Below are 13314 nucleotides of genomic sequence, written 5' to 3' on the forward strand. Positions count from 1 at the left end.
GAGGTCTTCGTTGCTGCGTCTTGACTGGGCAGGGATTGCTGAAAAGGCCGAGCCCGGCGTTGTCCGGCCGGAGGTTCTTCTCGCAGACAGTTTTCAGGACGATCGCACCCGCGGGACGGTGATTGGGACCTTGGCGACAGCGGGAGGAGTGAGGCTCGGACGCGACATCGAACGCCAGATCGCGATCGATCACGGTGCACTTCGTTTCCAGCCACTCGTCAGGCCCGGCTGGCGCCGGCAAGGGATCTCCTACGGTCCCTTTCAACGAGAGGCTGGTCTGGTGCTGTTGGTCTCGATCACCAACGGCCACAACACGTCGCAGGGATCGCCGCTGCCCGACGACATCGCCAGGCGGGTCTACCGTTGGCTGCGGGGACCCGGCATCGACCCGTGGCCCGGCCGTCTGATGTCGTTGATACGGGCGCCACGAAAGAGGCTCACCCTTCGCCGCCTTTGGTGGTGGGTGCTCAGCACGCCTTGGACCTATCGGGGTCCGAACATCAACGAGAACCTGGCTGTCGGGTGGTTCCCCAGTGAGGCGCCGGTTAATCCCGTGGAAGAGGGCTGCGGCTTTGTCGTGCATGCCGCCGAAGGCGAAAACGGCGAGCTGTGGGCTCGCGTAGGAAAGCAATGCCTGAGTGCGTTCCGACGTCTGAAGAACCTTCATCTCTATTATGTCGTAGCGCTGCGGGAGCAGGGCGCCGTCTATTATGTGGCCGCTGACCAAGAAGCCCACGGGGTTGCCGCATTTCCGATGATGCGTCCTATCGCGATCGATCCTTTCAACAAGGACGAAAAGCTGTTTGCAGGTGTGCATCAGTCGGCACTTGGCCAGATAGGGTTTCGGGTCGACACACGCGTCCAAGCGGTTCATGTCGGGCGGATACCTGAATTTTCTAGCGAGTTTAGCACCGCCCATGCTGCCGATGCACACGTGGAAGGCTTGCCGGGGCAGGTCGCTGCAATCGGGGGGCGGTGGCGTTTCTTGCAAGACGCTGGCGACAATCTGTCCATCGTCGATCCTGGCTACCCTTCAGGATTGATCCACGGGCTGCTTGAAATTTCCGCAGCCTCTGATGTGTGTGGTCTTGTCTGGCGGTTTCGGGACAAGGACAATTTCTGGCTGCTGAAACTTTCGACGCTTGGATGCACTTTGGTCAACAAGCAATCGGGGAGCGAGATCACGATCGCGACGAATGCGGGGCAGGCGTTGCGCGAGCGTTCTACCCATTCGGTCCAGATCCTTGACTGGAACGGTCAGGTGAGCTGCTTCCTGGATGGGGCTCGCCTTTTCGACCTGTCTGCTGAGGCCGGTCCAATCGAGAGTGCGACCGGAGTGGGTATATGGAAAAGCTCCGACAGCGAGCCGCGCTGGCATAGCTTTGAGGCTCATCCTCGCGAAATTCCCATACCAGTAATGGCGCCCCTGGAGGCGCCGTGGAACCACCGCGGAGCAAGCCTGTCGTACGCCGACGATTTTGCTGGTGCTGCCGGCGAACTGGATCGCCGCACGACGGAACTGGGCGGCGGACAATGGGCAAGAACACTGGGAACCGGGGTCATCGACGTCGACGGACTGGGCAGCGCCCGTGTGCGCGCCAGTGTAGACAGACCGAACCCGGGTCGCACATTCTATTCGCTGCCGTGGGATCTACCGGGGTTCAGCGACCTCGAGGTTACAATCGAGCCCCCTGGGGAGCGCCGAGGCCAAGATCAGCGCAGCCGGGCGGGACTGCTCTTCTGGCAAGACAGCGACAACTACGTTTGTGTCACGACTTGGCTCGATGATGTCTACCAAGGTGCTTCAATTTCGGTGTTCATCAAGCGACTTGGCTTTGAGGAACTTTATGACGCAGTCTGGACTAATGTGGCGGACAAGGTCGTTTGGGGAAAACGCTTTCGCATGCGCGTCGCATTCGACGGAAATCGGTTTGCAATCTCGATCGACGACGAACTGGTGATGCAGCGAAGCCTCACCGACATCTATCCCGATGACGCTGCCCTTCAAATTTTGCGGGTCGGACTCGCCGTCAACTGGGAGTGGGGCGATGACACGGGCTCGGTGTTCACGTCGTTCAAGGCCCGGCGCTGAACGAAAGCGCGGTTTCGCTTTCCAAGCTGTGAACGGTGGGTGGCGATGGCCTTGTCGTATAGGGTCCGGGTCGACTGGGCTATCCTTTCCCAAGCATAAAGATCGGCGACGCGCGCGGCTCCCCGGTTCCCCAGTTTCGCCGCTCGCGCTGGATCTTTGAGAAGGTCGATGATTTGGGCTGCAAGCGCATCCGGGTCATTCTTCTCAACCACGACGCCACCGCCAGTCGCTTCCACAATCTCCGTCATGCCGCCGACGCGAGTGGCTACGACAGGGGTACCATTCGACAGCGCCTCGATCAGGCTCATTCCGAAGGACTCGCTGAGAGAGGGATTTACCAGAAGCGATGCTTCGGCATATCGCTCGGCCAATTTTTCGTAGGGCAGTGTGCCAACGAAGCCCACGGTGCGAGCGATCGCCGGCGGTATCATCGCACGCAGCGCGGTATCGTAGGAACCGAGATACGCGCTGCCGCCGTGGTAGAAGCGAGCGAGATCGCGGACTTCGGGATCCGCGCTCAGGTCAATCAGGAATTCACGAGGAAGCGTTGCCGATGGGCCGACGATCTCGAGGCGGGCATCGGGACAGGCCGCAACAACGGTCTGCCAGGCCTCGATCAGTGTGTGGATGCCTTTTTCGGGCGACACACGGCCAACGAACAATACCTTTCCCGGTATTCGCGCTACGGCGACGTCCTGGTTCGCAGGCGCTCCATTCGGCAGGACTGCGAAAATTGGGCCCATTTCAGCAAAGCGCGTGCGCGCCGCGGTCACGACATGTTCTGAGCACCCGAAGGCGAGATCGGTGGCGGCGAGCGCTCGTTTCATTGCATGGCGGTCAAGTTCTGCGAGCCAGTCACAGTGCATGTGCAACACGATTGCTGCTTGCGGCGCCGCCCTTCGAATGGCGGGTACGTATTGCGGAAAATTCTGGATGTGGATCACGTCGGGCGAGAGACGGCGTATCGTCCGAATGGCCTGGGCGAGAAAGTCAAATGCATAGACACTTTGTGCAACCAAAGGCGAGCGCGGCCGGACGCGGCTCCAGAGGCGGGACGCCAGGCTCCATACGCGTGCCGGCGCGCATTTGAGCAACTCAAAACATACACCGTCGATTTCCATCTGGGCCGGCATCCCGCGCAGGCGCCGAGCGATTATGGTCGTGTCGCAATCTGCACCCAGCCGCCTCGCGACTTCATACGTCCAAATGCCGATCGAGTTCTGGATCGGGGGCGTGACCGTGTCAAAAGGCTGGCTCAGGATTACGACCTTCATCGAGCCCTCAGCCTTAATACAAAATTGCGTGCGTTGAGCAGGTCAGGGCGCACCAGCACGAAGGAAGCTGCTGCATAAACGCCCGCGCCAATCAAGATACCGCCGGCCAGTACGATTCCAGGCGCGGCATTCGCCGGGGCACCGCGCAGCCATGCGCTGACGACTGCAAACATCAAGATCGAAGCGACGGCAAGCCGTGGGAAAATCACCAGCGGCCTCAAAACGTCGATGTGGGCAAGTCTCTGAACCTGGATGAGGAAGACCGGCAGAAGCAGAACGTTGCTAGCCACGAGGGCGGCAATGGCCCATTCGAAGCTGATCTGCACGCCCCCCGTGATCAAGGCGAGAGCCAGCACCGTATAGACCATGTTCAGTTTCAGGAGCAGGCCCGAGCGGCCGAGCGCCAGGATCGTGAACGAGCAGAGGCTGTCAACGGTGCGTTGGACGCCCAAAACCATGAGTATCTGTACAGCCGCTACGCCAACCGACCACTGCTGGCCGAAGATGAAGGGAACAGCGATCGGCGCGACCGCGGCAAAACCAAAAAAGGCCGGAAAACCTATTATACCCGCCACGCGCACGGTTGCGTTGAAAAAGCTGTTTATCTTTTCCGGCTGAGCCTGGATGCGAGACACGGTTGGCAAGGTGATGGCCATGAGCGGCCAGAGCAACGATTCCACCAGCAGATCGAGAGGTCGACGCGCAAGCGCATATATACCCACGGCATGAGGGCCGAGGAACGCGCCGAGCACAATCTTGGGGAGCTCGTCGTTCGCGAAATTCCAGAGCGTTTGCAGGACAAGAGGGCCGGCAAATCCGAACAGCTCCCGAATGCGGACGTAGGAGAATCTGAAATTTGGCCGCCAGGAACTTCCGAAAAGAATAATGGCGGTTTCAACTACGGCCTTCGTGAGTTGCATCCAAACGAGGCTCCACACGCCAAAACCCGCGATAGCCATGCCTACGCCCAACGCGCCGCCGACTACCGAGCCTGTAAGCGTGCGCACGGCGAACAGCCGAAAATTCAGCTGCCGCTTGAGGATCGCCGCCGGTACGACACCGAATGCCTGGATCACAACGATGGCGCTGGTCCATTTTATGAGTGCTTCCAAGTGCGGTTGGTCGAACGCGGCCGCGATGGCGCCGGCGGATATCCAGATAAGTGCAGTGATCGCAGCGCCTGTCGCCGCAAGGAGGCAGAAAGCCGAATCCAGGTGAATGGGATCGATTTCCTCGCGCTGGATAATCGCGTCGGGTAGACCCCTCGTTACCGGAGCGGCCAGAATATTGGGCACCACCATGGCGAGCGCAGCGAGCCCGAATGCCTCTGGGCCAAGGTGGCGAGCCAGCACCACAAATACGCCGAACATGGCGATCTGTCGGCCCCAGGTCTCGACGGCGGCCCAAACAGCGCCACTAACGACCTGTCGGCCGAAAACGTTCATTGAACCGCCTGCTGAGACTCGTTGGGAAACAGAACCGTGTGTCTGGAGCGAAATTCATACGAGTGGATCAACTCCGCCACGATCTGTTCGCCACTCACCTTGCCGCTGTTCAGTTTCGACACATAAACGGAAAGCCCATTGTTGTCCGGCTCCCGTCCAAGCAGCAGCCGATAGAGAAGGGCTACGTATTGCGCATTTCCAAGCCCAACTGGCCGATTTTCAGTCCTGAATTCAACCGAATGCAACAGCTTCGTCAGTGTCGGAAATATAGATGGATCCTTCTTCATCGCGACGACCTCGCGCCACTGCTCGGTCGGGGAGGGCATGCGATGCAAGATCAGACAATAGGCATATGCAACCTGGTTGGCGTGGTTGAAGGCAGACTTGTCGAACGCATCAAGCGAACAGGGGTGAAATGTACCGGTGCCCACAACGGCGGGCACCGACGTCTGGTCCGGCGGCGGCGGGGTCTTCGTCGAGACCGTCGACGAACTGGTAACTGCATTGCCATCTGCAATGATTTTCTTCACGGCATCATATGCCAGCTTTTGCCCGCTCGGTGCCCATAGCCCGTGGTCGCGCTTCTTCAGGCGGACAAGGCCCATGAAGGCCTCATAGCTTGGCGCCCAGTATGGCTCGTCGAGCAGTTCGTAGATATGGGCAGCCTGCAGTCCGTATAGAGATTGATATCTGCGCAGGAGTGTCATGGTCTCGACCAGACCTTCGGCCTGCTGCTTTTCCCCTCGCTGGCTGCCGCCACTGTGATTGAACTCTGTCAGCCAGATGGGTTGGCCGAATGTCGCCAGGAATTTGAATGCTTCCTCCGGGTCACCTTCGTAAAGATGCCAGACCGAAATATCCCATCTGATACCGTCCTGCAGCATGCGGGTGAATGCTGCACGGTGACCCCAGCCGGCAGTCCCCATGGCCTTTTTTATCGTTGGATCCACTGCGATGGTTGCATCCGATAGACCGCGCAGCACTGCGCTCGCCTTTGCCCAGCGCGGACTGAAATAGTCGGATGTCACGGTGCCGCCGGCAGGGCCCCAGGAGCAGTTGTATTGTATTCCGCTGTCCTGCATCTCGCAGGGCATCAAGATCGCATAGTTCTCCATCTCATTGCCAAGTTCCCAAGTGCGGATGTCGTCCTTGAAGCGGGATACGAGCGTCGACGCGAGGCGATAGGCCTGCGCATAGAGGTCATCGACGGTTCCATTGTCGAGGTCGAGGTCGGGCGTGATGACAGGTAGGATCTGGACCCCGCGCTCCTTGCCCGCCTTGACCAGCTCGGCAAGTTTGGCGGCGCTGTCGGCGCTGGAAATGTTGACCCGATATGACTTCATGCCGAGGTCGCGGACGTAGTCGAGCTGCTGTTCGATCGATACCCCGTGATAAGCGTTGAAGGGGTGGCCATTTACCCCCCAGAGTAGGTCCGCTGCGCACGAGGCCGTCATACCCAGCAGACATGCCAGGATTGTCCATAGACGTCTGGTCGTGGCGACGGCCCGTCCAACGAGACTTGGTTGCGACGGATTGGTCGACCGCTGCATTAGCGCGAACTTGCTTGTCTTGCGCCAGATATCATGCGGCATCACTCCATTCGCTGAACTCTGCCTGAGATTCATCCGGGCACGACGATTGAGATCTGCCGCACCACTCAACCCAGTCTACCACCGCCGCGCCATGCGGAACCTCACACATTCGGCGTAGACACTCAGGATTTGCCACGCCATTCGGATGAAAGCTGCCCCGAAAATTGTTCCGGGCAGAACGACCGGCTACGTCCCAAAGGCCAAGATGACCCGGCCGTCTCGGTCATCCAAAGTCGCGGAGTTGAGACATAGCGCTGGTGACCAAAACCTGTCGCCCGGACGTGGTTCGCGATGACACGACATTGGACGATCAACGGCCGTTTTCTCGCGCAGCCGACCACCGGAGTTCAGCGGTACGCACGCGAGATCGTTTCGGCGCTGGATGCCTTGATCGTGGGCCAAGCTCCCTTGGCACGGGATCTGACCCTCGAGCTGCTGGTCCCGCCGGGGGCGCTTGACAATTTGCCCTTGGCCGCCATCCGTGTCCGGACTGTCGGCAGCTTCGGTGGGCATGCGTGGGAACAAGCCGTGCTTCCTGCCTACTCTCGCGGCGGCCTGCTCAGCCTCTGCAATACGGGCCCTCTGACTGTACGCCAGCAGGTTCTTTGCATTCACGACCTCAATACACGAGCATGCCCGCAGAGCTATTCACTTCCATTTCGGCTCCTTTACCGCACCTTAGTTCCCGCCTTGGGCAGGACCGCGCGTAAGGTTGCGACCGTGTCGCAGTACTCTGCGGTTGAACTGGCGCGCTATGGCGTGTGCCCGCCGGCAAAGGTCGAGGTTGTAAGCAACGGGCATGAACATGCGCTGCGATGGACCCCCGGTCACTCGGAACAAACACTGGCCGTTGCCGGTCCTAGGACAATCGTCGTACTTGGCAGTTCGATCCCGCACAAAAATGTCGGTCTGATCACCGGCATGCACCAACGACTTGCCGCTGCGGGGCTACAGGTTGTTGTGGTGGGTGCATCCACGTCCCGTGTCTTCGGCAGCACTGACAACAAGAAGTCGCCTAACATCATCTGGCTGGGGAGAAGGTCAGACGCTGAACTCGGCGCGCTTCTGAGCGATTGCTTGTGCCTCGCGTTCCCCTCTCTGGTTGAAGGTTTCGGACTACCGCCCCTCGAAGCCATGACGCTAGGATGTCCGGTGGTCATGTCGGATCGTGCCAGTCTGCCCGAAATCGGCGGGAATGCGGTTTTGTACGCATCGCCTTGCGATGAGAACGCATGGTTCGATTGTTTCATGCGCCTGGTCCACGAGGAAGGCCTCAGAACCAAATTGATCGCACGCGGTCGTGCGAGGGCGGCCCGATTTCAGTGGGCCGCGTCGGCTCAGCGATATTTGGAACTGATGGCCAGCGTGGATGGATTTCCAAAAGTGCCGCCGCCACTTAGCAAAGCCGAATACTGTCTGAATTAGCAACTTGCCGCCCCATTCGGAACAACCGTTTTGGACAGTATGGCGCGGCCTTGTCGGGGCCACGCCCAGGTGGTGTAGCTGCCGGGCTTGAATAGCGCGATAGCTTCCAACTGCTCCGACTAGATGTTCGCTTCGTGTGGCTTGCACCGGCCAGGCCTTCCGCTGACGGACGTCAGGCCGGGAGCCGCCACATTCGCACACGACCTGTACCACGCAATTCCGTTTCCGCGAGTGGATCGCAGGCAAACTTTGGTCCAAGCAGTTTGCGAGTTGCATCCGAAACACGGATTTCATCGGGCTCCGCTGACGTTTGAATACGTGCGGCGAGATTAACGGTCTCGCCCCACAGGTCATAGGCAAACCGTCTTTTGCCTATGACGCCCGCTACGATTGGTCCTGAGTGAATTCCAATCCTGAGTCTTAGCGGTTGTCCCGCGAAGCGTTCGAGCTTAACCGCCTTCCGCAGTTCAAGTGCATAGCGCGCAAGGGCTTCTGCATGATCGGATCGCGCGGCGGGCAGGCCAGCGACCACCATCACACAATCGCCGATTGTCTTGATCTTTTCGCAGCCGTATCGTTCCGAGAGCAGATCCGCCGCCTTGAAGAAGTAATTTAACATAGCGAGCGTCGTCTCGGCTCCGACGCTCCGCGCTCTTTCCGTAAAGCCGACGATGTCGGCAAAAAGCACACTCACCTCAGCGTGGTTGTCTGCAATTTGTTCGTCCGCTTTTAACCGCTCCGCGATCGACGCCGGAAGAATATTGAGGAGTAGGTTTTCGGCGCGCTGGTATTCACGCGACAATCCCTCTTGGCTCTGCCTCAACGCCTCGTTCATCAATTGTAATTTTTCGTTGAGTTGGCGCTCCCTCTCTTGCAGGAGGGTCATTTCATAAGCCTTCTGTTGAAGCCGCTGCCTATTGTCGCGTTCGGCAGTGGCGTCAAGAAAGAGCAGCCATACGCTGGCATTGTCAGCAAAAAGATGAAGGTCCGCGACACGCCCGCTGGGCAGCTCGACCATGGCCATATGATATGGCAGCTCCGGGCAAGGCAGCAAACCCTCCATGAATTCAAGCTGCTCGGCAACAGGCCTACCAATGCGAAGTGATGAGAGTCCGTAATGTTTTACACTACCGCCCTTCGCAGCGATGCAAAGCTGTGCATCAATTTTCAGATATGCGACAGAGTGCTCGTTGTAGAAGAAATCGTAAATCCAGCTTCTGACTTCTCTTGGCAATCCATGCATGATCTATTTGGTGACCATCGAAGCAAGCTGACGAAATGCATCATCAACGTGTTCACCTGAAAGCGCACTTGTTAGATAGATTTGCCATCCTAGTTGCCTGAATTCGGCAATCTCACTATCCGAGATTGCCCACCGATCGGCCAGATCGGATTTGTTGAACAGCAATACAAACGGCATAGCGCCGAATTCGGCCTCGGCCCGCTCGCGCAGCGTGAGCGCCACGGCAAGAGTAGCAGCGCGGGTTCCATCGACGACAAGCACGAGCCCGCTCGCACCTCGCACATAGCTGACGCGGAATGAGCCGATATCGTCTTCGCCGGCCAAATCCCACAAAATCAGATCCACGGTTTTGTCCGGGAGTGCGACACTCTTCTTGTCGATTTTCACTCCCACCGTGGTCAAGTAGGTTTCTGAAAAGATGCTTTGCACAAATCTGCGAACCAGACTCGTCTTTCCGACAGCGAACCCGCCCAACATGCAGATCTTCTTTTGCAATATCCTGGGCTCCGCCTAGTGGAAGTTGACCGTAACCGAAACTCTGCGATTGGCGGAGCTCCCGGTTCTGCTATTCTCAGTCTCCGCCGGCTCAAAGGTGCCCGCGCCGCGAACCAAAAGCGATTCCGGAGCGACGCCGCGCTTCTTGAGAAGCGCACGAATTGTCTCGGCGCGGGCGGCGCTGATCGAAGCGTTGGCCGTCTCACGGCCCACGGCGTCCGAATGGCCAGTCAACATGAACTGTGCTGTTACGCCTGCCTTGCGGGCGTCCTTGGCCAATTCCTTCAACTGATTCGCCAATTTGTCGAGAACTGGTAGTTGCTCTGGCCCCGGTACAGCCTTGCCAGAATCGAAGAAAATGTCGACCGCTTGAATAGCCTCCCTCAAATGAGTGAGTTTCTGAGGGGTCACCTCGCGCAGCTCGGAAATTTCTAGAGAGAGTCCGTCCGCGGCCAGTTGTTGGGCGGCCACCCGCGCCCGATCTATCCAGGCGGCAGGAGCCTCACCCACGACAACGATGCGATCCTTGATGATCGAAAATCGTACTGAATCCGGCGGGACCAGCGACGCCATCAGCCGCTTCACCACGAACTTCGGATCAAGGCTCTGATAGAATTGCCACTGCGAATGAACGCGAGCCGGATCAACCCCTGTTCCGGACAGCAGAGCCTGCGGGTCGGCGGCCTGCGGATCTCTCAGGCCGGAAATGTAGAAATGTCCGCCCCTCGCAGTTTGTTGGGCGACGATGATCCCCGGTTGGGCCTCAAGTCGCGACACATAATGCTGCCAGTGCTCCGCCGCGCGTGCTTCGGGGCTCACGTCACGAACCTTGGAGATGTCGAATGCCGGTCCGCCTGCCGAAAGCTGTCGGGCCGCTGCGCGTGCCCGATCTATCCAGGTGTCGGGAGCCTCACCCTCGGCAACGATGCGATCGTTGACGATCGAAAGTCGAACCGATTTCGGTGGGGTCAGCGACGCCGTTAGCCGCTTCAGCACGAACTCCGGCTCAAGGCTCTGATAGAATTGCCACTGCGAATGAACGCGGGCGGGATCGACCTGCGTTCCGGACAACAGCGACTGCGGGTCGGCGGCAAGCGGGTCTCTCAGGCCGGCAATATAGAATTGGCCATCGCGCACCTTTTGTTCGGCAACGATGATGCCCGGCTGGGTACTCAGCCGCGACACATAGGCCTGCCAGCGCTGCCCGGATTGCCAGGAAAGAAGGAACCAACCGCCTGCCGGAATCAAAACCAGCAGAACTGCAGCCACCACCAGCCAAGGAAATCCCTGGTTAGAGTCCTCCTGCTTCAGTTCAACGCAGGTCTGCAACAGCGTCTCTACGCCGGCCAACTGCGAACTGTCGCCGTCAAACTCCTCTAAGGCCTGTGAGCATTCATCATGGATGCGAAGCAACACATCGCGAACTATTTCATGTAATTCCTCTGGGGGATTCCCCCGGATCACCGCAACCAAGGTCGCAAACGGTCCAACTTCCGACCAGAGACGAAGCTCCCCAAAACGGATAGTGTCCAGGCCGCTCTGCTCTTTCTCGTTAAATGAATCTTTTACAAAATCTTGAATTGCACTAAGCATCGATGAAATGAGTTGAGGGTCTTCGCTCGTTGCATTGTCGGCAGTTACATGCGCTATCAAAAGGCCGGAATTGCGGTTAATGAGAAAGACATGCTCTACACGATAGACAAGTGAATGCTTAAGAACAACTTCTGAGAAGCTTGCGCCCGTTCTCCAGGCCTCAAATCTCCACTTGAGCCCATGCCAGGTAAATATATGTCTTAAAGTTTCATTCAGCGACTGAAAGGTCTGATCGATCTTTTCCCCGATCGACTTGCGAATTGCCGGCAGAAACACCGGGTATAATATATCCGTAAGCGTGCGCGGGCTCTTCTGGATAGACCGTTGCACAGCCCTCTCGACAGCTGGCGCAAGGGCTTCGCCGAGTTGCGCATAAGGCGCACGTGCGGCTGCACTGGGGAGAACACCCCCAACTGCAGACGCAAGCTGCTCAGGTTCGTCGAGCAGGTGCGTAACTCGTGAAAGCTCCGAAATTTCGCGGCCGACCAGCAACTGGCGCAGCGTTTCCATGCGAGGATCGGCGGTTGGAACTCCGTCGAAACGCGCGCGATAGTCCGGATCAACGTTCCGGGCAATTTCGACCAAAAGACTAGCCAGAGCCTCGCGATCAATCTCTGTATCGTTCGAAGCTGCTTGAGGAAGGCTGATTGGGTCGACGGTCGACGTCAAGTTCCGATCAACTCACTTTCCAGCTACGTTCCGAGTTGCTCTTGCTGCCGACGGGATCCTGATTCAGACATTTTGCAACCTCGACAAACAGGCCGGCCAAAAGATTTCGGTCGGTCTTGACGTTGCTGAGATCGGAAAACATTTTCTCCATTACCATCTGAATGGTTTCATTCTTTTGCTTGATTTCCTCACGCAGCGATTGATCGCTTCGATTTATCCGGTCCGCAACTTCGCGCTCAAGCTCGCTCAATTGATCCGACAACGCGCGCACCTGCTTTTCAAGCGCCTGATTTTGCTCGCGAAGATTCCGGTCAATCTCCTTGTCGGCCTCGGCTCGTGCATCTTTTTCGTTCCGCAATTGCCCCGCAAGCGATTCAACCTGCTTCTTTGCATTTGACTCGTACATTTCAAGATTGCGCTTGGCCTCGGATTCGACATCCTTGAAGCGCTGCAAGAACCGTTCTTCAAGCTTGGAAAAACGGCGGTCATAGTCCTGCATCTGGTTACCGAACAGCAGATCACGTATCTTGTCGACACCTACAGCGTCGCCGGGGCCTCCACTCTCGCGAGCCTGGGCCGCCATGAAGGCCAGCCCGTTTCCGTCTGCATTACCTATCAGATTTACGTCCGCTTTATTTGCTGAAGAAGCGGTATTCGAAGATTCCTTGGCCATCCTTATGCCCCTTCTTTTGAACAACTGCCACAGTGCGAAACTCAGAAACGAACAAGAATGTCAGCAAAATACCCGGCTCGCAAGCCGGAATCTTCTTGGCTTAAGCCAATTCGCGCGTCCCTTTTACACCTCGTGGACTAGCAGCAAATAAACGAGTTCCAAATGGTGTAGCTTTCGTATCTCTTATTATAGCGCCATAATCGGCTAATCTAATCGGCGATTGGACAAAAACTACTGTCGAAATAAGCAATACAATATCGGTCTATAGCTACAGGAGCGCAATTAAGTAGCACGGACTAATTAGAAATATCTAAATTAGCTGACATGGCGGTACGCATACTGCCTCGCATCCAGCTGTATACTGCGACGATCGGCTTCCGATGCGGCCCAACCGTAGAAGGACGGCGTTCTTTCGCACGGAGAATGGCTGTTCGAGAGTGCACATCGGTGTCGAGGCATTTCGGTCGATAGGAGCGGAACAGTCGTCCCGACAACTGCAGTCATACACGCCCAAGCTTCCGTGGGCTTGCTTTATTGCGCCCCGATTGCAAAGGGCGTCAGTTTGCCATAGCTATTTCACTCGTACGGCGCCGGGACCGCAGCTTGTGGTCATGGTGCCGATTCCGGGGATCGACATGAGTATGCGGCGTGCTTGCTTTGACGTGCATCTGGGACAGCTGGCGCCCAAGCTCGGCGGCACGGATGCGAATGCTGCGCCAGGCCCCCAACCAGGCGCGGGTAAGACGGCGTGGCGCATAATCCCTTGGTTTCAATCGTGGTTCCTGCGCACAACGCGGAGGCAACGCTGGCGCG

9 protein-coding genes are annotated in these 13314 nt (G+C 57.8%); 2 read left to right on the forward strand and 7 right to left on the reverse strand.

Going from position 1 to position 13314, the window contains the following annotated elements:
• The first annotated feature begins 10 nt into the window (after positions 1-10).
• Positions 11-2092 carry an oxidoreductase gene (locus NKH73_RS29895; protein WP_352938536.1) on the forward strand — a complete coding sequence of 694 codons (2082 nt, stop codon included), beginning with the start codon at positions 11-13 and terminating at the stop codon, positions 2090-2092.
• Here the strand turns inward: NKH73_RS29895 and NKH73_RS29900 are convergent.
• The 3 genes from NKH73_RS29900 to NKH73_RS29910 are packed head-to-tail and all read right to left on the reverse strand — an operon-like array spanning position 2005 to position 6403.
• Positions 2005-3366, reverse strand: coding sequence for a glycosyltransferase family 4 protein (locus tag NKH73_RS29900; protein ID WP_352938539.1), 1362 nt, complete (start codon positions 3364-3366; stop codon positions 2005-2007). The two genes, NKH73_RS29895 and NKH73_RS29900, sit on opposite strands and share 88 nt — an antisense overlap.
• On the reverse strand, positions 3363-4811 hold the full coding sequence (locus NKH73_RS29905) for a lipopolysaccharide biosynthesis protein (protein WP_352938542.1): 1449 nt from the start codon (positions 4809-4811) through the stop codon (positions 3363-3365). The genes NKH73_RS29900 and NKH73_RS29905 overlap by 4 nt, the downstream gene beginning before the upstream one ends.
• On the reverse strand, positions 4808-6403 hold the full coding sequence (locus NKH73_RS29910) for a DUF4214 domain-containing protein (RefSeq protein WP_352938544.1): 1596 nt from the start codon (positions 6401-6403) through the stop codon (positions 4808-4810). Before NKH73_RS29910 ends, NKH73_RS29905 begins: the two co-directional genes overlap by 4 nt.
• Positions 6404-6694: 291 nt before the next feature.
• On the opposite strand from NKH73_RS29910, the gene NKH73_RS29915 reads away from it, so the two are divergent.
• Positions 6695-7828: a glycosyltransferase family 4 protein gene (locus NKH73_RS29915; protein ID WP_352938548.1), complete on the forward strand. Its 1134-nt coding sequence runs from the start codon at positions 6695-6697 to the stop codon at positions 7826-7828.
• Between the two features lie 172 nt (positions 7829-8000).
• Here the strand turns inward: NKH73_RS29915 and NKH73_RS29920 are convergent, their stop codons facing one another.
• The 4 genes from NKH73_RS29920 to NKH73_RS29935 are packed head-to-tail and all read right to left on the reverse strand — an operon-like array spanning position 8001 to position 12501.
• Complete coding sequence (locus tag NKH73_RS29920) at positions 8001-9071, reverse strand: adenylate/guanylate cyclase domain-containing protein (protein WP_352938552.1); 1071 nt, start codon at positions 9069-9071, stop codon at positions 8001-8003.
• A gap of 3 nt (positions 9072-9074) precedes the next feature.
• Positions 9075-9566: a Rab family GTPase gene (locus NKH73_RS29925; protein ID WP_352938555.1), complete on the reverse strand. Its 492-nt coding sequence runs from the start codon at positions 9564-9566 to the stop codon at positions 9075-9077.
• 15 nt (positions 9567-9581) lie between these two features.
• Positions 9582-11828 carry an OmpA family protein gene (locus NKH73_RS29930; protein WP_352938559.1) on the reverse strand — a complete coding sequence of 749 codons (2247 nt, stop codon included), beginning with the start codon at positions 11826-11828 and terminating at the stop codon, positions 9582-9584.
• Between the two features lie 7 nt (positions 11829-11835).
• The gene (locus NKH73_RS29935) at positions 11836-12501 is read right to left on the reverse strand and encodes a hypothetical protein (protein ID WP_352938561.1); all 666 of its coding nucleotides are present in this window, start codon (positions 12499-12501) and stop codon (positions 11836-11838) included.
• Positions 12502-13314 lie beyond the last annotated feature (813 nt).

The organism is Mesorhizobium sp. M0938 (genome assembly GCF_040319125.1).
In the GTDB taxonomy this organism is placed as follows: domain Bacteria; phylum Pseudomonadota; class Alphaproteobacteria; order Rhizobiales; family Rhizobiaceae; genus Mesorhizobium; species Mesorhizobium robiniae.